This window comes from Thalassospira sp. CA1 (assembly GCF_059052855.1).
In genome coordinates this window covers 84,525-104,366 of sequence record NZ_JBZCIA010000002.1, presented here as the reverse complement: position 1 = coordinate 104,366, position 19,842 = coordinate 84,525, and the positions used below count along the sequence as shown (strand labels likewise).

The window sequence follows — 19,842 nt, the reverse complement described above, 5'->3', positions numbered from 1 at the left end:
ATCTCGTATCGACGGCCATCTGGTTTCGGCGGTTTCGGCCCAACCGATTTCAAAAAGCCGTGGCATCTGATGAAATGTTATAATATATCATTTTCTGACGCGCCAAACGTCAAAAGTCAACCACCATCGACCGGAGCTTCCCCATGACGGGCTCAAATGCACTGATTGCCGACAAACTGAAATTCAACGAAAACGGCCTGATCCCGGCAATCGCCCAGCAACATGACACGGGCGAAGTCCTGATGATGGCGTGGATGAACCGCGATGCCGTGCTTGAAACCCTTGAAACCGGCCGGGTGTGCTATTTCTCGCGCTCCCGCGGGAAACTTTGGCGCAAGGGTGAAAGCTCCGGCCAGGTGCAGAAACTTGTCGACTTTCGTTATGACTGCGACATGGACACCATTCTGGTCGAGGTCGATCAGATTGGTGTTGCCTGCCACACCGGACGGCGCAACTGTTTCTATTTCGCCGCCCGTGATGGCAAGGAAGTCGTGATTTCCGAACCGGAAGTTTCGGCCGAAGAACTTTACGGCAAGAAATAAGCCCGCAAATCCAACGCGCAGCGCAAAAGACCTGATTGATCATGGCCCTTTCCAACGAACAGTTTGACCGCATCGCCACCACCGTCATCACCGGCTTTCTGGGCAGTGGCAAGACCACGCTTTTGAATGCCCTGCTGACACAGGATGGCATGGATAAGACGGCGGTCCTGATCAACGAGTTCGGCGAAATCGGGCTGGATCATTTGCTGGTGCGCGAAGTTTCCGAAGATGTGGTGTTGCTCAATTCCGGCTGTATCTGTTGCTCGGTGCGCGGTGATCTGATTTCGGGTCTGCGTGATTTGTTTGTCAAACGCACGCGCGGTGAAATTCCGGAATTTGATCGGGTGATCATTGAAACCACCGGCCTTGCCGACCCGGCCCCGATCCTGCACACCCTGATGACCGACCCGCTTCTGACCACCAAGTTCCGCCTTGATAGCGTGGTGACCACGGTCGATGCCATCCACGGCGCAGGCCAGCTTGATAACCATCCCGAAAGTGTCAAGCAGGCGGCTGTTGCCGACCGCATCCTGATGACCAAGGCCGATCTGGCCGATGAGGCAACGCGCACCAAACTTGAAACCCGCCTGCGCGCACTCAATCCGGCCGCCCCGATCTATCCGGTGATCAATGGCGACATTGCGGTTTCGAAGCTGTTTAATGCCGGGCTGTATGACCCGACAACCAAAAGCATGGATGTGCAGAAATGGCTGCGTGATGAAGCCTATGAGCAGCACGGCGATGATCATGCGCATCATCACGACGATCACGCGCATCATGACCACCACCATGATCACAGCCACGACGTCAACCGCCATGACGACCACATCCGATCCTTCTGCATCACCTTTGACGAACCGATCCATTGGGATGCCTTTGTTACCTGGGCCGAAATCTTTACCCAGATGCGCGGTGAAAGCCTTTTGCGTGTAAAGGGCATCCTTAATCTGGTCGGCGAAGACGCGCCTGTCGCCATTCATGCCGTGCAGCATGTTTTCCACCCGCCGGCATCCCTGCCCGCCTGGCCAAGCGATGATCACCGGTCCAAGATCGTCTTCATCACCAAGGATCTTGGGCCCCAGGTAATCCGTGAATCGCTTTATCACCTGAATGCCGCGGTCAGCGAAACCAATGATGGCAACACGGTCAAAGAATAATCGACCGCGTTTGAGCCACATCAAGGATCATCACCAGCAATTGCGGCAATCTCGTCCTTGGCTTGATACAGCCTCACTCTAAGTCCTGAACTTCGGGCGACCCATTAATTTGGTCGCCCTTTTTCTTTACCTGAAAATCCCCACCCGCACACGGGGCAACCCCGGGCCTCTCGCCAATTGCACAGCCTGTACCATCCTGATGTACAGGTTGCGATCGGCGACATGCGCACTAAATCTGGCGCAAATCGGGCAAACTGACACCGGATCGTCATTTGCACATGACACCGCGAAGACCCAAAATCACAACAATCAAACGAAACAAGGGGGTACACCAGTATGATTTACCGGAACTGGCAGGACACTAAAATCCCGGCCCTTGGCTTTGGGACGTACGAGCTCAACAACGATCAAGCGGCGAAAATGATCGCTGAGGCCGCCAAAATCGGCTATCGCCATTTCGATACCGCCCAGATGTATCACAACGAACAGGGCGTTGGTCAGGGCCTGAAAAATTCCGGCCTTGCACGCGATGACTACTTCCTGACCACCAAGGTCTGGTACGACAAATTCCAAAGCGGTGATTTGCAGACCTCCGTGGTCGAAAGCCTGCGCAAGCTTGATCTTGACCATGTTGATCTGTTGCTTCTGCATTGGCCCAATGATGACGTGCCGCTTGAAGAAACCATGGCAGCCTTGAACGAGGTCAAAAACCTTGGCATGACGCGCCTGATCGGGATTTCAAACTTCCCGACCGCCCTGATTGATCAGGCCGTGTCACTGACCGATGCGCCGCTGACGGTCAATCAGGTCGAATATCACCCCTATCTTGACCAGTCCAAGGTGCTCGAAAGCGTGCGTGCGCATGACATGCTGCTGACGGCTTACTGCCCGATTGCGCGCGGCAATGTCATGAAGGACGCAACGCTTAAGGCCATCGGTGAAAAATACGGCAAGTCGCCCGTCCAGGTCACCTTGCGCTGGTTGCTGCAACAAGACAGCGTCATGGCCATCCCGAAATCGGGCTCACCGACAAATGCCGCGGCCAATTTCGATATCTTTGATTTCGAGCTTTCGGAAAACGACATGGACGCAATCCATGATCTTGCCAATCCGAATGGCCGCCTGATTGATCCGTCCTTCGCACCGGAATGGGACAAGGCCGCCTGATCACCATCCGGCGTAACGGCGAACAAACATACAAAATTACCAAGACCGGCTTGCTTTAAGCCGGTCTTTTGCGTTTGGCGATGCCGTTACATCAAAAACACGCGATTTACGCTGCGATCTTGCGCACAGCTTGTTTCGCATCTGCGAAAAGCGTATTTTAATTCAATCTAATCAACCAACTGGCAGCACACCGCTTATGAGCACCGCAAACACCAACGATAAAACCGACCCGGCCGCAACCAGCGAAACACCCAAAAAGGACGATATCGCCCATCGCCCGTATGAGGATGTCCTGGCCCTGTTGCTGGGCACGATGGTGGTGTCGCTTGGCGTCACGCTTTATAGCGAAAGCATCCTTGTCACCGGCAGCACCGCCGGCGCTGCCCTTCTGATTGAACATGCCACCGGGCTGTCGTTTGGCATGATCTTCTTTGTGATCAACCTGCCCTTTTACTGGCTGGCTTTCAAACGCATGGGCAAGGCCTTCACCATCAAAACCTTCATCGCCGTTGGTCTGGTCTCGGCCTTCTCGAAGCTGACCCCGATGCTGGTAGAGTTCAACACGCTCAACCCGGTCTATGCCGCGGTTGCCGGGGGTGCGTTGATGGGGATTGGCCTGCTGATGCTGTTTCGCCATCGTGCCGGCCTTGGCGGGGTCAATATCCTCGCCCTGTACCTTCAGGAAAACTTCAATATCCGCGCCGGTTACTTCCAGCTCGCCGTCGACATGGTGATCCTCGTCTGCGCCTTCCTGACCCTGCCCTTCGACAAGGTCCTGCTCTCGATCCTCGGTGCAGTCATCCTCAACCTGATCATCGCACTCAACCATCGTCCGGGACGGTATTTCTCGGCGCGATAAGAACGCAAACTACACGTATGACCTACCCGCTCAGCTTCGCGAACTCACGCCGCAACTCGACTAAATTGCCTCAATAATCAAGGCAGATTTCAGTGCGACCGCAAAACCCGAATACTGGTAACTATCCCATATGGCATTGACCAAATAGACACTAAAGAGAGATGATGCATGGCGCTTCTGCAATCGGGGTAGATTAAGTACAATATGAAACACCCATTAAAACTGGCGCTAATTGTCACAGCTTTGGCATTTGGTATTATTGTAGTCGCATTAGCGATAGATACCGCGTGTATCAGCAGCGGAATAGCAAGCTGTCGTGTGTGGAATGGGTTTCAGTGGGAAAGCATTGTCGCAGGCACATTAGGTCTAATGGGCGGTATCTTCGTTATAGCCGCTGCACGCCACCAAGTATCAACAATGAATCAACATCGCTCAGATCAAGTAGCGCAACCTCTCGAAACTACTCTCGACGTCATTGTCAACACTAAGAAAAACCTTCAAGAAATCCAGCACCTGCTTCATGAAGAGAATAATAATGCTTGGGGCTCTGATAGCGACAAAGAAAAGATAGACGAGTGGGCACGAACAGTAGAACGATCAGCGTTCATACTACACCGAAGAATGGATCATCTAAATAAACTAATCTCAACCCACGGAACTACTAGCTACAATTTTTCGTCATACACAAATCTCGTGCAACTCACGGAGCTTTCACAACGGATTATCAGCAACAGAAGCCACCCCGACTACTTTAGTATGCAAAAAGAAAAACAGGACCTACTATTGTCCGCCATAACAGATTCACTAGACTACTGCGAAAAATGTTCGTTATCAATTTCACAGCAAATTCAGTCAATAAAATCCAAATACATGGGCGATAATTAACTATCCAGTTGTCAGAATGGTATTGCATTCCGCGGTAGCAAGCGACACCGATTAGTCCGGCTCACAAAGCATGAAAATGGCGATCCCTGCAGGACTCGAACCTGCAACCTACAGATTAGAAGTCTGTTGCTCTATCCAGTTGAGCTAAGGGACCGCTGGGTGGGGTGGTTACGAACCCCGGGGCATGGCATTGGGCGCCTGCCCGACTGTCTTCACAGGCTTTAACGTCCCCTGTCAGACGAAACGGGGCGGAAATCCGCCCCGAGAATTGGTCAAATACGCTGGCGATTGCCAGATCAGACGACGCGTTTGAACGCGAAGTTGTCCGCATAGGCCTTGAGCTGAAGTTTGCGCGGTTTCGGCATTTCGATGTCCGCGATCAGCTTGTGCTTGGCGGCAAAGGCCTGCGCTTCTTCGAGGGTTTCGAAATACATGCGGACCTGACCACGGGTATCAGAAGATCCGATCCAGCCCATCAGCTGATCCGCAACCTTTTTCGCACCCGGTTCAAATTCCATGACCCAGTGCTTGGTCGCAGCCTGACCGGACTGCATGGCGTTCTTGGCAGGTTTGTAAACACGGACCTTCATCGGGACCCTCGTCTTGACCTTCGGGATAAGATGATGATGGCAGTTAAGCGGGTCTCTCTAACCCCTGCTATCAGTTCATCTTTTACACCTTTTATCGTGACTTGGAAATCCCGTTGGGCATCCGAAAAACGATAAAAGGGGAAATGGTCGGGAAGGCGAGATTCGAACTCGCGACCCCCTGCTCCCAAAGCAGGTACGCTACCAGACTGCGCTACTCCCCGACGCGGATGTGGATTTAGCACCATCTTGCTGGGTGGGCAAGACCGCATTGCGTGTTTTTCTCGAAAATATGACACAAAAACCGACGCAAAAACCAAAGGCCGCAGATATCACCTGCGGCCTTGCTATTGCTGATTGATTGTGTGGCGTGTCGAAGGTGCTACCTAGCGCGGCAGTCCTTCGACCTTTTCACCAACCTCAAACCCCATCCGGTCAGACGAACCACCATTGAGTTCAAGCACAAAGCGCACCGGCCTTGGCGATGGAATGATGGTTTCTGATTGCGGCACGGTTCGCTTTTCAATGCCGACAATCGTGCCGTCAGCTGCGATGAACAGCATATCAAGCGAGATAAAGGTGTTTTTCATCCACATAGAAATGTCGCGAGGTCCGCCGAAATCAAACAGCATTCCGGCGTCTTCAGCCATTTCGGTACGAAACATCAGGCCGCGCGACCTTTCTTCGGGTGTGATGGCCAGTTCAACATTGAACACTTCGCCATCAACAAGAAGACGCGACCGTTCATAACCGGTTGCCTTTGCATTCAGCCCGGCAACAACCGCCGCGCTGACAAAACACACAACCAAAGCCATCTGAAAGAACGACTTCATACCCCATATCCTCTTAGTCTTTTGACGCGATCCCGGACCTCGTCCCGGATGGCGCCACCCCGCCATGGATCCGCAAGCGTTGTGAACAACTCACTTGCCGGCTGTCTTCCACGACTATGCGCCCATTTTATGACACGCAGGATATTTTCCGCTGTGATGGGTAACACATCAGGTATTTCGATCCCGTTAATGGTTGCCCACACCCCGGACCAACAGCGTGCAACGCCATATGGACTATATCCTCCGCCGCCAAGAACAAGACTTCGGGGCGCCAATCGGGTCATCGCCCCCACGACTTCCCAGATCGACTGATTGCCCAAAAGCTGTCTGGACAGTGGATCTTCAGCAAGAGTATCACATCCACATTGTAAAACAATAGCTTGGGGTGCAAAACTTAATCCAAGAGGAACCAAATATTCGAAAAGGATGAAACGCATCTCGTCATCATGCATGCCGCCAGGCATCGGAAGGTTGCGCGCCATACCGCCTGCAATGTCATCAATTGCGCCGGTCTTGGGCCACAGGTCTTCCTGATGGATCGATACGGTCAGAACGCGTTCATCCTCGGCAAAGGCGATCTGCACCCCGTCGCCGTGATGGGCGTCGATATCAACATAAAGCACCCGGTCCAACCCGCTATCAAGCAAGGCATAAATGCCCAGAACCGGATCGTTGAAGTAACAGAACCCGGATGCCCGATCGCGCAAACCGTGATGGGTGCCCCCTGCCGGATGATGAATGATCCCGCCATCCCTGATCAGGTTGGCCGCCATCACCGATGATCCGGCGGCAGTTGCCGGACGCCGGAAAATTTCCGGATAGATCGGATTGCCATTCTTGCCCAGACCGAACCGCTCCATCATCTCGACGGGCAGCGCCTGATCGCGTTCGGCCTGCATGACGGCGGCAATATAGTCCGGGTCATGGAACCGTGCGAGCTGATCGGGTGTTGCCACCGGCCCGGTCAGATAGGTGGTCTCATCCACCCAACCCAGCGCATGCACCATATCAACCACCAGCGACACCCGCGGGATCGCCAGCGGATGCTTGGGACCATAGCTTGAGCCACGATAAATCTCGGCCGCAATCATGCGCGGGGCCGGATCGGCAATACGGTGGTCTGGTATCTCGTCTGAAAGGATCACAATGGCACGCAGGGCAGATTTGGTTGCAGTGCCGAAAGCATTGACCGTTTCATGATGCTCTTTCAAGTTCTGTTTTGTGCAATTCCCGGCTCAGGACCTAGCGCCTTGCACTTATGGCTTGGATGCTTTTGGGCTAAACACCTGATTTCATCGACATAACCGGTTGCAAGGCGATTGACGGGCCCCCTGACTTCTCGCAATCTGCGAACACTGCCAAATATTCCTTGCTGTCACCAACCTGAAAGGCTGTGCCGTGCCATCGCCCCGCCGCATTCGTTACCGCCACCTTGTCAGGGTGGCGATTGTTCTGTTTGTGCTGCTTGTTGCTGTTCCCGGAAGTCTTGCACTTGTCGGATTGTCTGACTTTGATATCAGCAACCGCCCGACTGAACAGATCAGCTTTGCACACGATGATGCTGTTCTGTCTGGCAGCCTGATCTTGCCAGATGCGCAGCATACAGGCCCGATTGCCCTTCTGGTTCACGGCGATGGCCCGCAGGACCGCTTTGCGGGCGATGGCTATTTACCCGTGATCAATGCCCTGCTTGATCGCGGGATCGGTATTTACAGCTGGGACAAGGCCGGCATCGGCGAAAGCACGGGAAACTGGCTTTCGCAATCCATGAATGACCGCGCAAACGAAGCCGTTGCGGCGTATGACGCAATCAGAACGGCCCATCCCGGAAGCCGACAACAAATCGGCTTTATCGGTTTTTCCCAGGCGGGCTGGGTGATCCCCAAAGCATCGCGGATGATCCCGGACAATGCCTTTAATGTCATCATAGGCGGGGCGGTGAACTGGCAAGAACAGGGTGCGTATTACACGCGCCAACGCCTCTTGGCCGATGGTGCAACACAAGAAGATATCGAACGTCAAATTGAACGCAACCACGTCCGGGACAGCGTGATCTTTGCGCCCGATGCAAGTTACGAAACCTACCTTGCAAACACCAGTGATCCGTCACCGATGGCATCGGACCGGTACGAATTCGTAAAACGCAACATCACATCTGACGCAAAAGCAGACCTGGCGCAGCTTGAAACACCGACACTTGCCATATGGGGACATGATGATCTGAATGTGGATGCAAAATCCGATGCGGATATCTATCGCGATATCCTGATCGGTCGACATCCTGAAAATGAGGTGGTTGTCATCCCCGATGCCACGCACGGGCTGCTTAGAAGCAATTTGTTCAACTATCAGCTCAGCAGTGAAATGCCGACATCCCGCCAGATGCTTTATGTCGCCCTTGGCCGGTATGCCTATGCGCCCGGCACGTTTGACAAGATCGCGGGCTGGATCAAGCAGGTGGTTGCCCGACCCTAACCCGACGCCCGAAGATCAAATTGCACGGTGGCTGAGGCTTCGACCCCGTACATATGACGGGAGGGTCAGATGTAACTTATGCCGCCCAATTTGATTCGCATCAGGACACGCTGGCGCGTGGCCGAATGATCTTGCCACTTTTGCGCTGTTCAAAAAGATGCGCGATCCAGCCCGCCATGCGCCTGACTGCATTGACATGATCGCCGCGGAAACAGATGCCGATATTGCCCCACATGTGGAAGACACGGACTGGGGTCCAGCCCGGCGCATCGCCTTTCCGGTTAACATCGCAGGAACACCACATCGCTGGATTCATCCGGCAGGAAAGCTGCATCGTTATGCTGCCCACTGGTAAGCTGTGATCAGGATCAAGTCCAAGAACTGTTACAAAACTTGACGGCAGCGATTTGTCTGCGCATAGTCCCCTGATCTCCGGGGGGGCCGATCGTAAATCGGCTGAGAGGTTCGGTGTTGCCGAACGACCCTTTGAACCTGAACCGGTTAAGACCGGCGTAGGAAGGATCGAATGCGCAGCACAGAACACGCGCCCCAGATGGCGCAAGACAATCCAACCAGATTTGATATTGCGCTCCGTGCCGCCCGCGTGGCTTTCAACGGCGTCGATATTTTCCATGATCTTGACCTGACCTTGCAGGCGGGAAGCTTTACCTGCCTGCTCGGTCCAAGTGGTGTTGGCAAAAGCACGCTTTTGCGCTATCTCGCCGGCCTGGTCGAAGGCGATGTTAGCGGGACCATCACCTGTTCAGACAACACCCCGCTTACCGGTCGGGTCGCCTATATGGCGCAGCAGGACCTGCTCTTGCCTTGGCGCAGTGTTCTTGAAAATGTCGTACTCGGTGCTGTTCTGCGCCACGAAAAACCCGATTATGAGAAAGCCTCACATTTACTGACCGAAGTCGGGTTGCGTGATGCGGCAGATCTGCGCCCGGCTGAACTGTCAGGCGGCATGAAACAGCGCGCCGCCCTTGCCCGCACATTGATGGAAGATCGCCCGGTCGTTTTGATGGACGAACCGTTTTCGGCCCTTGATCCGCTCAACCGCCTGCGCTTGCAGGAACTCGCCGCACGGGTGCTGCGGGGCAAAACGGTGTTGCTTGTGACCCACGACCCGCTTGAGGCATTGCGCCTTGGCGATCAGGTTCATGTCCTGACCGGCAGCCCGGCACAATTGCAAGACGCCATCACGCCCAAGGGACAAAGCCCGCGCAACATTGCCGATCCCGAAATTCTGGCACAGCAGGCCGAACTGCTCGGCCAACTGGGTGCCGAGCGGTCGGAGGATGCGGCATGAGCACGCAAATCAATCCTCATACAAATAAAAAAGCACTGTCCGAGCGCCGCTGGCTGATCCTTGCGCGGCCGCTGATTATTATCATTGCGCTGATTGCCACCTGGCAACTGTTGGTGATTGTTACCGGCGCACCGAAATACATGCTGCCACCGCCAGCTGACGTTTGGCACACCTTGATCGCGCGTCATGCCGTCCTGCTTGATCATGCGAAATATACCATTGCTGAAACCGTGATCGGCCTGTTTGCCGGTGCCGCCCTTGGCACGCTGGCCGCCATTCCGATGGCGCTGTTTTCGCCGGTGCGTTTCTGGCTGATGCCGATCCTTTTGGTCTCACAGGCCATTCCGTTCTTTGCTCTGGCCCCGCTTTTGGTGTTGTGGCTGGGCTTTGGGCTGGCATCGAAGATCGCCATGGCCGCATTGATCATTTTCTTCCCGGTCACGGTTGCGTTTTTCGATGGCCTATCACGGACCGAAAGCGGCTGGCTTGATCTGGCGCGCACCATGGGGGCAAGTCGCTGGCGGCTTTTGACCCATATCCGATTGCCCGCCGCTCTGCCCGCCTTTGCATCTGGTTTCCGCGTTGCCACCGCCGTTGCCCCGATCGGGGCGGTGATTGGCGAATGGGTCGGATCCAGTCACGGGCTGGGTTATCTGATGCTGCATGCGAATGCGCGGGTTCAGATCGATATGGTTTTTGCCTGTCTTCTGATCCTGTGCGCGTTTTCGATCACGCAATATTTCATTGTCGATCGCGTGCTGCGCGCAGCCCTGCCATGGCAACCCGACAGCCTGAAACCGGTTCGGTAAAACACCACACGCCTGCCTGTTTGGCAGCGTTTTAAATCCTCATACTATTTATTTGGCGCATCTTACGGAGGTTCATCCATGTCACGCCTTAAATCCATGATCACCGTGACCGCACTGGGCGCACTTGTTCTTGGAACGTCTTCAACCGCCTTTGCGGCGGACAAGCTGGTCATTCTTCTTGATTGGTTTGTGAACCCCGATCACGCACCGCTGATTGTTGCCAAGGAAAAGGGTTTCTTTTCCAACCATGATCTGGATGTTGAACTGATCGAACCATCCGATCCGTCCGCCCCGCCGCGCCTTGTTGCCGCCGGTCAGGGCGATGTAGCCGTGAACTATCAGCCACAGCTTCACGTTCAGGCCGCCGAAGGCCTGCCACTGACGCGTATCGGCACACTGGTTGCAACCCCGCTTAACAGCCTGATCGTTCTTGAAGATGGCCCGATCAAGGAAATCGCCGATCTCAAGGGCAAGAAGATCGGCTATTCGCTGGCCGGTTTTGAGGATGCGCTTCTTGGCACCATGCTCGGCAATCACGGGGTTTCGATTGACGATGTCGAACTGATCAATGTGAACTTCTCGCTCTCGCCGTCGCTGTATTCCGGTCAAGTCGATGCGATCATTGGCGGCTATCGCAATTTCGAGCTCAACCAGATGGAAATCGAAGGCAAGCCAGGCAAGGCATTTTATGTCGAGGAAGAAGGCGTTCCGCCCTATGACGAGCTGATCCTGACCGTGCGTAACGACAAGGTCGATGACCCGCGTTATGCCCGCATGCTGGCTGCCCTTGAAGAAGGTGTGCAGTACCTGATCAACCATCCGGATGACAGCTGGCAGGCCTTTATTGCCGCCTATCCGAACCTTGATGATGAACTCAATATCAAGGCATGGGCCGATACCCTGCCGCGCTTTGCGCTGCGTCCGGCGGCCCTTGATAAGGCGCGCTATGCCCGCTTTGCCGATTACATGGTCAAACAGGGGTTGATCACCGAAAGCCCTGCGCTTGAAACCTATGCGACCGTGATCGAATAAAATTCAGTCCCCCCTGCTTTCGCAAGGCTCGCCCCAGCAACTGCGAAAGCATTGGTCTGCACCCCGCATGGGAAGACCACCAAGAAAGGCCGGAATGTGTGTCCCGCGTTCCGGCCTTTCGCTTGCGCAGGTCAAATTCCCAGTTACCTTATGGTCACCCGCGTAAAATGCAGAATGGCGACCACATTCAAACCGGATCAGGACCCAAAAGTGCAGCAGCAAACAAAACCAGCCCATCACACCGATAGCGGCTTTGAAAACCGTCACCCCCTGCCCGATCCGGTCAAACGGTCGTTCTGGCATTTCTTAAAGCGGCGCTATTTCGGTGATGATAACTGGCCGAAGGCCAAACATCAGGTCGGTAAAATCCCGACCGAAACACCTGATCACGAAGCCATTCACAACCCGGATCCCAAACGCCTGCAAGTCACTTGGGTCGGTCATGCCACGGTTCTGGTGCAATATGGCGGGCTCAATATCCTGACCGATCCGGTGTTTTCCGACCGCGCATCACCGTTCAAACGTGTTGGACCGAAACGCTATACCCAACCGGGGCTAGCCATTGATCAGTTGCCCAAGCTTGATCTGGTGTTGCTGTCACATAATCACTATGACCATTTTGACCTGGCCAGCCTGACGCAGCTTGGCAACGCGCCGCGTTATGTCTTGCCGCTGAAGAATGGTGCACTGCTGGAAACTGCGGGCATTCGTGCTGATCGTTATGTCGAACTGGATTGGGATGAAAGCCATCATCACGATGATCTGAAAATCACCCACGTGCCATCAAATCACTGGTCAAGCCGCACCACCAAGGACCGCAAGGAAATGCTGTGGGGTGGCTATATCCTTGAATTCGGCGATGGCTACCGGTTCTATTTTGTCGGTGATACTGGCTGGAACGAAGCCCTGTTTACGGAAATGGGCGCAATCCACGGCGGGATTGATTTCGGCCTGATCCCAATCGGGGCCTATGACCCGCGCGACTTCATGCGTAATGCGCACTGCAACCCCGAAGAAGCCATTCAAATCATGCAGAAAATGGGCGTCAAACAGGCGCTTGCCATTCATTGGGGCACGTTTGTTCTGACGGCTGAGCCGGTGGATGAGCCGCCGGTCCGGTTGGCGGCGGCCCGCAGGGACAACGGGATTGCAGATGGCGATTTCGTTGCACCACCAATCGGCGCGACCCGGTTCTTTGATGGCAAAGCCGCACCCGCATCGACAACCACGCAAAAGGTCGAGCATACGGCGTCTGGCTCATAGCTGCCCTTTCAAGTTCGGTTTGGTGGTTTTTCAAACTGCATGCTAAGCATCAATGATTGCGTCACAAAACCGTAACATTGGTCGCCCCGCCATGAGTTTGACTGTCTTTCTTGCTGTAATGGGCGCTGCCCTGATGCATGCCGTGTGGAATGCACTGGTTAAGGGTGGCTCGGACAAATTGATGAACATGACGGCGATCGTGCTGGGTCATACGCCGATTGTTCTGACCCTGTTGCCGTTTGTTGAGCTTCCTGCCCCCGAAAGCTGGCCTTATCTTCTGACTTCGCTTGGACTTCATATCGGCTATCAGTTGTTTCTGATCCTGGCGTATCGTTTGGGCGATCTCAGCCAGGTTTATCCGATAGCACGCGGGTCTTCGCCGCTGATTGTTGCGGCGGTGTCCGTGTTGATCATGGGGGTTACCCTGCATGTCAGCGAGTGGCTGGCGATTGTTATCATCGGGGTTGGCATCATCAGCATGTGCATAACGCGACAAGCCGATGGCATGCGTAACCGCAATGCTGCCCTTGCCGCGATCATTACCGGTTGTTTCATCAGCAGCTATTCACTGGTCGATGGCACCGGTGCAAGGCTGGCCGGAACGGCGCTTGGCTATTACAGCTATCAGACGATTGGCAACGTCGTGATCTTCGCCGTGATCGTGACCTTCATGCGCCCGCGCATCCTTGTCGATATCGCGCGATCTGGCAAAAAGGTCTTTGCGATTGGCGGCACCGCGTCCTTTGCGGCCTATGCCACTGTGATGTGGGCCTTTACACAGGCGCCGATCCCGCTTGTGGTCGCCCTGCGTGAAACCGGCATTGTCTTTGCCCTTCTGATCGGCGTGTTTTTCATGGGCGAGAAGCTTAACCTTATAAAGCTGTCCTCGACCATGATGACGCTGGGCGGAGCGATTGTCCTGCGTCTGGCACGCAGCCTGTAACCGCCCCTACCCAATATCTGTTTCACGACACGCGATCAGACCCGCGTGCGCGGCACACGGCGCGTGCCGTCTTCAAACCGGCCAAGCTCCATGCCCTTTAGCGTGATGGATGGCTGCCCGGTGGTGATCCAATCTGCCAGCACCTTGCCAACCACCGGCCCCATGGCAAAGCCATGGCCCGAGAAGCCCGATGCGACAAAGAAATGTTTGGGATTGTCGAATTGATCAATCACCGGCACCGCATCCGGGGTGACATCAATGTCTCCCGCCCAGGTATCGACAATACCGACTTTCTTAATCTGTGGCAGGACCTTTTGCAGGTTGCGCATCGCGTTTTTAACCCGCACCTCATACGGTTCCGCCTGATTGGTACGTCGTCCGATCATGGGTTGCCGTGATGCATCCGATCCCGGCATACGATCGACCAGATCATCAAAGAACCGCTTGTTAAAGTGGAACTTGAAAGTCGCCCAGTTATCAAACAGCCCCGGCATGAAATCGCGGGCATACTTGAACCGACCCAGCGTCAAATCAATGTCGGTCATGAATTCATCGGCGATGTTCATCGACCCATCTGCGCGTTGCCGGAATGCAAGCCCAGCCGCCAGCGTGCCCGCAGCCGAGATATCAGGCACGGGTGTGGTGCGGATCACGGTACCGCGCGTGGTTTGCTGCGGCAAACGCCGCCCGAACTTGGCGACGAATTTATGCGTCGCAGCCCCGGCAGCACAGATGACGTATTTGCATTTGATTTCGCCCTGTTCGGACACCACCGAACTGATCGCGCCGGCCTCTGTTTCAATCGAAAGCGCGCCGCAGCCCTCGGCAATCACAGCACCCAATTCACTGGCGCGTTTGGCGATTGCCGGGGCGGCCTTTTTCGGTTCGGCCTGCCCGTCTGAGGGCGTGTAGATCCCGCCAACACCCGGTGCTGTGATCCCCGGTGTCAGTTTTTCGACCCCCTTGGGGTCAAGGACCTGGGTTTCGATGCCAAAGTGTTTGGTGTCGTTAATCCAGCCCTCGAATTCCGACATTTCCTTGTCATCGCGGGCGACAAACAGCACCCCGCCCTGGCGCCATTCCAGATCGGCATTCAGTTCCTTTTCAAGACCTTGCCAGATCTTGTTGCATTCGATCATCAATGGCAGTTCTACCGGGTCACGCCCCTGCTGGCGGACAAAGCCCCAGGCGCGACCGGACTGGTGTGACGCGATGGTATCCTTTTCCAAAAGCACGACTTTCATGCCGGCCTTGGTCAGGTAATAGGCGCTTGATGACCCGTGAATGCCGCCGCCGATGACAACGACGTCGCATTCCTTTGGCAGGGTGATTTTCGGATAATTCGTCATGTGGGGACCTAAAGATGAATATTGGTGGCAATTCAATTTGGTGTGTGGCGGGAACCACGTTATGTTGCGCGCCAACAAATCTCAACCAAATCAGGTGCCACCATGTCTGATCATGCAAAAAAACAGTCCCCCGCCACCGTAAGTGCACAGGCGCTTGGCTGGGTGGATGAAGCCACCAAATCCGTTACACCGCCGCTTTATCCGTCCACCACGTTCGAACGCAACACGGATCTGAGCTATCACGATGGGCGATGCTATACCCGTGCGGACAACCCGACCTATGATCAGGCCTGTGCAGTCCTAAACGAACTTGAAGGCGGTTCTGAAACCCGCCTGTTTGCATCGGGCATGGCGGCTGCCGTTTCTGTTTTGCATGCGCTGAATCCGGGTGATCACGTCGTCGCCCCCAAGGTAATGTATTGGGCGCTGCGCAGCTTTATGCTCGATAGCGGTGTACGTGCCGGACTGTCATTTGATTTTGTCGACAACGCCGATATTGCCGATTGGGACAAATGCATTGTTGCCGGCAAGACCAAGCTGGTCTGGCTTGAAACCCCGGCCAACCCGGATTGGCAGATCACCGATATCGCCGCGGTTGCCAAACTGGCCAAGGCCGCTGGTGCGTTTGTGGTCGTTGACAACACCGTTGCCACGCCGCTTCTGACCCGTCCGATTGATTTTGGTGCCGACATCGTCATGCATTCGGCGACCAAATATCTGAACGGTCATAGTGACGTTCTTGCCGGGTCCCTGACCACTGCCAAGGATAGCGAATTCTGGCAGCGCGTTTGCAAACAGCACGCATCGGGCGGTGCCGTTCTGGGCGTGTTTGAAACATGGCTTTTACTGCGCGGGATGCGCACCCTTTCGATCCGTGTGGAGCGCGCCAGTGCCAATGCCATGGCGATTGCCAAGCATTTCGAAAACCACCCGGAAATCGAACAGGTTCAGTATCCCGGCCTTGAAAGCCATGTTGGTCATGAAATTGCCAAAAAGCAGATGTCAGGTGGTTTTGGCGGGATGCTGTCGCTACGCGTCAAGGGCGGCGAAAAGCGCGCGGTTGAATTCCACAACCAGTGCAAACTGTTTAAACGCGCGACATCGCTTGGCGGGGTTGAAAGCCTGATCGAACATCGATCCTCGGTCGAAGGGCCGACCAGCCCGGTACCGGCAGACCTTCTGCGTCTTTCGGTCGGGATCGAAGATTGTGGTGATCTTGTTAACGACCTTGAAACGGCCTTGCGCTTAAGCAAATAAGACACATCCGTCTTCAATCAGGATTCAACTGATCGATGCCCAAGTCGATGCCGATCCAAATCGCAGTCAGATCATGGACACATGCTGTTAAACGCACTGTCGGTTTCTCTGTGGTTGCGCTGGCATCGACTATCCTTCCCATCGCCCCGACGGTTGCACATGATAGCAACACCCCTCAGGGCAGCCTGACCGACGTCAATGCCCTGCCCCCGGCGCCGGGTTTGATTTTTGACGTGGTGGCTGGCGAATACATCATGTTTGATGCGCTGGTCGAACGGCTGTCAGGTCGCAAATACATCCTGATCGGCGAAAAGCACGACAATCCCATCCACCATCATCATCAGGCACAGCTGGTCAATGCACTCAGCAAGTCGGATGAACGTGAACGTGCGGTTGTCTGGGAAATGTTTACCCGTGATCAACAGGCATCGCTTGAAGACAGCTGGCAGACGCTTCCGGTTTCGGAACTCGGCCCGGCGATGGCGTGGGAAGATCGCGGTTGGCCGTCATGGCATGACTACGCGCCGATTGCGCAGGCTGCACGCGATAACGGTTTGATGATGGTGGCGGGTAATCTGCCGGATGATCTGCTTAAACCCATGATCAGCAATGGCAACGATGCCCTGCCCGATGATCTGGCTGCCAAGCTTGATTTGCCAGATATGCCGACAGAAATACTTGATCGCTTCAATGTCGAAATCGCCGAGGGGCATTGCAATATGCTGCCCAAAAGCATGCTGGGTGGTTTTTCAGCCGTTCAGTTTGCCCGCGATGCGTCGCTTGCGCGTGCGATGAGCGATGCGGCAAATATTGACGGCATTGATGGTGCTTTCCTGATTGCGGGTGCCATGCATGTCCGCCACAGCATTGCCACCCCCTGGCATTTGCAGCGCTATGAACCGGATCTTGAGCCGCGCGATATCGCAGTCGTCAGCCTGATCGAGGCCGATGATCCCGGCCCGGACGCGTCAAGCATCGAGGATTATGCCATGCGTTTTGGTGCCCCCGACGATATCGATTTCATGTGGTTTACCAATGACATCGCGCGCGGCGATCCGTGCCAGAACCTGGGAATGGGGCAATAACCCCAAAACCCGTTCAGCCAAGCTTTTCGGATTACTTGATCTTGCGCGGCAACCAGTCGGTGGTCGCAACCGGTTTGCCTTTGTGGGAGCGCATGACGCGCGGGCGCACGACTTCCTTGGCCTCGGGCGTGGTCGCGGTTTTGCGGACCGAGGCATAAAATTCAACCAGTTCGTCGAACGGGATGATCGTTCCGATCCCTTCCTTGTAGGCCTTGGTAAAGGGCGGATGATTACGCACGGTCACACTGAGATGTTCGACCGTGTGATGACCAAAATGCGCCCAGATGCTTTCAAGAAAATGGATGGTTTTCGGATCAACCGATTTTAGCCGCACATCAGGTCGGGATTCTTCCATCACGGCATAAAGGTTGGGTTCGACCGGGCCGAATTCCTCAGCGACAAAGATGGCGGGCATCAACATGTTGCCGTGATAGTTCGCGCCGTAATAGGCTTGGGCCAGATACAACAAACGATGCAGTTTTTGCGGCTGCAGATATTCGTTGTCATTGAGTGCTAGGTCAATGAACCTGAATGCGGCATCAAATACTGTATTGAGAACCGGCTTGTTCTTCATGCTGTGCCCGATGGTCATGGGATACGATCACGTTTTGCCAAGGATCATAAAACCTATGGCAGATACCAACAAGCATCACCGATCAGGTTTTTAAATTTTCGGGGAAAGTAGCGGTTTGAAGTGCCTATGGGCAGGCCAGCCTAAACGGTCGCATCCAGATGCTTGCCGCGCACGCCCACACCGTGGGCCACCGCGTTGACCACCGCATAAAACGATGTACCGCTATTGGCCGACAGGTCAAACGGGATTGATGGATCAAGCAGGCTGGCAAAATCGATCTCGCTGGGCATATCGACAGCACCCTCGCGGTCACTTGCGCGACGCGCGGCTGACAGATTGCGCTGTTCGGTGCGCTGGTCTTTCTGTTCGCCGGGATTGCCTTGCCCCGATTGACGTTTGTTTTTGCCATCGACATAGGCATTAAACAGAATACCGTCATCATCGGGGTCATAGGTGTAGTTCTGAGACGATGCCTCAACCTGATTGTCCCGGTCGGCTGTTGCCACACCGCGCGCACCAGCAGGCGCAAGTCGGCCATACTGGCCAACCTGTGAGACTGTCTGTGCGTTTTGGACCGGTGCGATCATGTTCCTCTGCCTTGGCGAAAGACCGATATGGGCTAAGACCTAATTTAATCCATGCATTATACATGAATATATAGTGATACGGCAGGAAATTCGCAATTCCTGCCCCTCACCTCAGTTTCCAGGCGTCTTAATCGCCTTCGAATTCGACCAAGTGAAATTCTTCGATACCGCGATCGCGGATTTTCTGCGCCCCACCAAGATCAGGCAGATCAATGATGAAGGCGCAACCTGCGACCTCTGCCCCGATCTTTTCGACCAGATCAATCGCGGCAAGGGCAGTGCCACCGGTGGCAATCAAATCATCCATGATCAGAACACGACTGCCCGGTTTGACGGCATCCTTGTGGATTTCGATGACGTCGGTGCCATATTCGAGTTCGTACTCGACACCGACCGTTTCAGCCGGGAGCTTGCCCTGCTTGCGGATGGTGACAAAACCGATACCAAGAGCGACGGCAACCGCCGGGCCGATGACAAAGCCACGCGCTTCGATCCCGGCGATCATGTCGATCTTCTTGTCCTGGAATTCGGCGGCGAAACTGTCGATCACTTCGCTAAGACCATACGGGTCCTCGAACAGCGTCGTGATATCCCGAAACATGATGCCCTTTTTCGGGTAATCGGGAATGGTACGAATCAACGACTTGATCGACATGGGATACTCCGGCCAGATATCAGGAAATGCGACTTCGCAGCTCAAAAGCCATGACTATCACGGCCAGATCACATACGGCGTCACTTGATGCCTGAAACAGAGTGAATTGGCAAGGTACATCCCATCATCCGTGCCTTGCCGGAGCCAAGCTTTTAACCGCGTCAAGCCGCGTGCGGTGTGGACAGACGCGGGTTGATATGTGCGACAGACGGTACCGCCGCAACAAAGTCATTGGCGAGCTTCTTGCTGATTTCTGCGCGTGTTCCACGCGGCAAGCCGGTTTGTGCCGCCTGACGATTGCCCCAAACGGCCCGGTAAAGGCGATAATCATGGTCATTGATCTGACCGAATACTTTTTCGACTTCCATCAGAGTCTGGACGTAACTCTTTTTCATGTCAGTCATCCTGTTGCTCGTTGGTTTTCGACGGTTTTGCCCATCGAATTTTGTCGCATCCATTTTTGTGATGCGG

At 54.7% G+C, this 19,842-nt stretch carries 21 protein-coding genes, 2 tRNA genes and 1 riboswitch; of the genes, 13 read left to right on the top strand and 10 right to left on the bottom strand.

Features of this window, described 5'->3' with window-relative positions:
* Window positions 1-143 precede the first annotated feature (143 nt).
* The 5 genes from hisI to AC5Q5A_RS04530 all read left to right on the top strand — a co-directional run bounded on the left by hisI (window position 144) and on the right by AC5Q5A_RS04530 (window position 4,610).
* Window positions 144-542, top strand: a complete 399-nt coding sequence (gene hisI, locus AC5Q5A_RS04550) for a phosphoribosyl-AMP cyclohydrolase (protein ID WP_493894490.1) — start codon at window positions 144-146, stop codon at window positions 540-542.
* A 41-nt stretch (window positions 543-583) separates the two neighbouring features.
* Window positions 584-1,699 carry a CobW family GTP-binding protein gene (locus AC5Q5A_RS04545; protein WP_493894489.1) on the top strand — a complete coding sequence of 372 codons (1,116 nt, stop codon included), beginning with the start codon at window positions 584-586 and terminating at the stop codon, window positions 1,697-1,699.
* A gap of 336 nt (window positions 1,700-2,035) precedes the next feature.
* Window positions 2,036-2,866, top strand: coding sequence for an aldo/keto reductase (locus tag AC5Q5A_RS04540; RefSeq protein ID WP_493894488.1), 831 nt, complete (start codon window positions 2,036-2,038; stop codon window positions 2,864-2,866).
* A 196-nt stretch (window positions 2,867-3,062) separates the two neighbouring features.
* Complete coding sequence (locus AC5Q5A_RS04535; protein ID WP_493894487.1) at window positions 3,063-3,725, top strand: YitT family protein; 663 nt, start codon at window positions 3,063-3,065, stop codon at window positions 3,723-3,725.
* Between the two features lie 204 nt (window positions 3,726-3,929).
* Window positions 3,930-4,610: a hypothetical protein gene (locus AC5Q5A_RS04530; protein WP_493894486.1), complete on the top strand. Its 681-nt coding sequence runs from the start codon at window positions 3,930-3,932 to the stop codon at window positions 4,608-4,610.
* Between the two features lie 77 nt (window positions 4,611-4,687).
* Here the strand turns inward: AC5Q5A_RS04530 and AC5Q5A_RS04525 are convergent.
* The 5 genes from AC5Q5A_RS04525 to AC5Q5A_RS04505 form a co-directional block, all read right to left on the bottom strand.
* A tRNA-Arg gene (locus tag AC5Q5A_RS04525) sits at window positions 4,688-4,764 on the bottom strand.
* A 142-nt stretch (window positions 4,765-4,906) separates the two neighbouring features.
* Window positions 4,907-5,200: an ETC complex I subunit gene (locus AC5Q5A_RS04520; RefSeq protein ID WP_287446590.1), complete on the bottom strand. Its 294-nt coding sequence runs from the start codon at window positions 5,198-5,200 to the stop codon at window positions 4,907-4,909.
* 144 nt (window positions 5,201-5,344) lie between these two features.
* A tRNA-Pro gene (locus AC5Q5A_RS04515) sits at window positions 5,345-5,421 on the bottom strand.
* Window positions 5,422-5,583: 162 nt separating this feature from the next.
* Window positions 5,584-6,030, bottom strand: a complete 447-nt coding sequence (locus AC5Q5A_RS04510; RefSeq protein ID WP_008890893.1) for a DUF192 domain-containing protein — start codon at window positions 6,028-6,030, stop codon at window positions 5,584-5,586.
* Entirely contained in the window at window positions 6,027-7,241 is a 1,215-nt protein-coding gene (locus AC5Q5A_RS04505; protein WP_493894485.1) for an acetoin utilization protein AcuC, read from the bottom strand. The genes AC5Q5A_RS04510 and AC5Q5A_RS04505 overlap by 4 nt, the downstream gene beginning before the upstream one ends.
* A gap of 187 nt (window positions 7,242-7,428) precedes the next feature.
* Between AC5Q5A_RS04505 and AC5Q5A_RS04500 the strand changes: the two genes are divergently transcribed.
* The 6 genes from AC5Q5A_RS04500 (at window position 7,429) to AC5Q5A_RS04475 (ending at window position 13,864) form a co-directional block, all read left to right on the top strand.
* A complete protein-coding gene (locus AC5Q5A_RS04500; RefSeq protein WP_493894484.1) occupies window positions 7,429-8,505 on the top strand; it encodes an alpha/beta hydrolase family protein in 1,077 nt (358 codons plus the stop codon).
* Between the two features lie 424 nt (window positions 8,506-8,929).
* Window positions 8,930-9,041, top strand: a riboswitch (TPP riboswitch).
* The gene (locus AC5Q5A_RS04495) at window positions 9,032-9,817 is read left to right on the top strand and encodes an ABC transporter ATP-binding protein (protein WP_493894483.1); all 786 of its coding nucleotides are present in this window, start codon (window positions 9,032-9,034) and stop codon (window positions 9,815-9,817) included. Its footprint overlaps the riboswitch before it by 10 nt.
* Complete coding sequence (locus AC5Q5A_RS04490) at window positions 9,814-10,626, top strand: ABC transporter permease (protein WP_493894482.1); 813 nt, start codon at window positions 9,814-9,816, stop codon at window positions 10,624-10,626. Before AC5Q5A_RS04495 ends, AC5Q5A_RS04490 begins: the two co-directional genes overlap by 4 nt.
* A 78-nt stretch (window positions 10,627-10,704) precedes the next feature.
* On the top strand, window positions 10,705-11,658 hold the full coding sequence (locus AC5Q5A_RS04485; RefSeq protein WP_493894481.1) for an ABC transporter substrate-binding protein: 954 nt from the start codon (window positions 10,705-10,707) through the stop codon (window positions 11,656-11,658).
* Between the two features lie 210 nt (window positions 11,659-11,868).
* A complete protein-coding gene (locus AC5Q5A_RS04480; protein WP_493894480.1) occupies window positions 11,869-12,921 on the top strand; it encodes an MBL fold metallo-hydrolase in 1,053 nt (350 codons plus the stop codon).
* 91 nt (window positions 12,922-13,012) lie between these two features.
* Window positions 13,013-13,864: an EamA family transporter gene (locus tag AC5Q5A_RS04475; protein WP_493894479.1), complete on the top strand. Its 852-nt coding sequence runs from the start codon at window positions 13,013-13,015 to the stop codon at window positions 13,862-13,864.
* A gap of 35 nt (window positions 13,865-13,899) precedes the next feature.
* Here the strand turns inward: AC5Q5A_RS04475 and AC5Q5A_RS04470 are convergent, their stop codons facing one another.
* Window positions 13,900-15,213: an NAD(P)/FAD-dependent oxidoreductase gene (locus tag AC5Q5A_RS04470; RefSeq protein ID WP_493894478.1), complete on the bottom strand. Its 1,314-nt coding sequence runs from the start codon at window positions 15,211-15,213 to the stop codon at window positions 13,900-13,902.
* A gap of 102 nt (window positions 15,214-15,315) precedes the next feature.
* Between AC5Q5A_RS04470 and AC5Q5A_RS04465 the strand changes: the two genes are divergently transcribed.
* Together AC5Q5A_RS04465 and AC5Q5A_RS04460 are read left to right on the top strand one after the other, a co-directional pair.
* Window positions 15,316-16,470, top strand: a complete 1,155-nt coding sequence (locus AC5Q5A_RS04465; RefSeq protein WP_493894477.1) for a trans-sulfuration enzyme family protein — start codon at window positions 15,316-15,318, stop codon at window positions 16,468-16,470.
* 35 nt (window positions 16,471-16,505) lie between these two features.
* Window positions 16,506-17,555 (top strand): ChaN family lipoprotein, encoded by a 1,050-nt coding sequence (locus AC5Q5A_RS04460; protein WP_493894476.1) that lies wholly within the window; start codon window positions 16,506-16,508, stop codon window positions 17,553-17,555.
* Window positions 17,556-17,586: 31 nt separating this feature from the next.
* Here AC5Q5A_RS04460 and AC5Q5A_RS04455 read toward each other — a convergent pair whose 3' ends face one another.
* The 4 genes from AC5Q5A_RS04455 to AC5Q5A_RS04440 all read right to left on the bottom strand — a co-directional run bounded on the left by AC5Q5A_RS04455 (window position 17,587) and on the right by AC5Q5A_RS04440 (window position 19,766).
* Complete coding sequence (locus AC5Q5A_RS04455; RefSeq protein ID WP_493894475.1) at window positions 17,587-18,147, bottom strand: Panacea domain-containing protein; 561 nt, start codon at window positions 18,145-18,147, stop codon at window positions 17,587-17,589.
* A 122-nt stretch (window positions 18,148-18,269) separates the two neighbouring features.
* Window positions 18,270-18,716 (bottom strand): hypothetical protein, encoded by a 447-nt coding sequence (locus AC5Q5A_RS04450; protein WP_008890907.1) that lies wholly within the window; start codon window positions 18,714-18,716, stop codon window positions 18,270-18,272.
* Window positions 18,717-18,843: 127 nt separating this feature from the next.
* On the bottom strand, window positions 18,844-19,371 hold the full coding sequence (locus AC5Q5A_RS04445) for an adenine phosphoribosyltransferase (protein ID WP_064780771.1): 528 nt from the start codon (window positions 19,369-19,371) through the stop codon (window positions 18,844-18,846).
* A 161-nt stretch (window positions 19,372-19,532) separates the two neighbouring features.
* Window positions 19,533-19,766: a hypothetical protein gene (locus tag AC5Q5A_RS04440; protein WP_008890909.1), complete on the bottom strand. Its 234-nt coding sequence runs from the start codon at window positions 19,764-19,766 to the stop codon at window positions 19,533-19,535.
* Window positions 19,767-19,842: the final 76 nt, after the last annotated feature.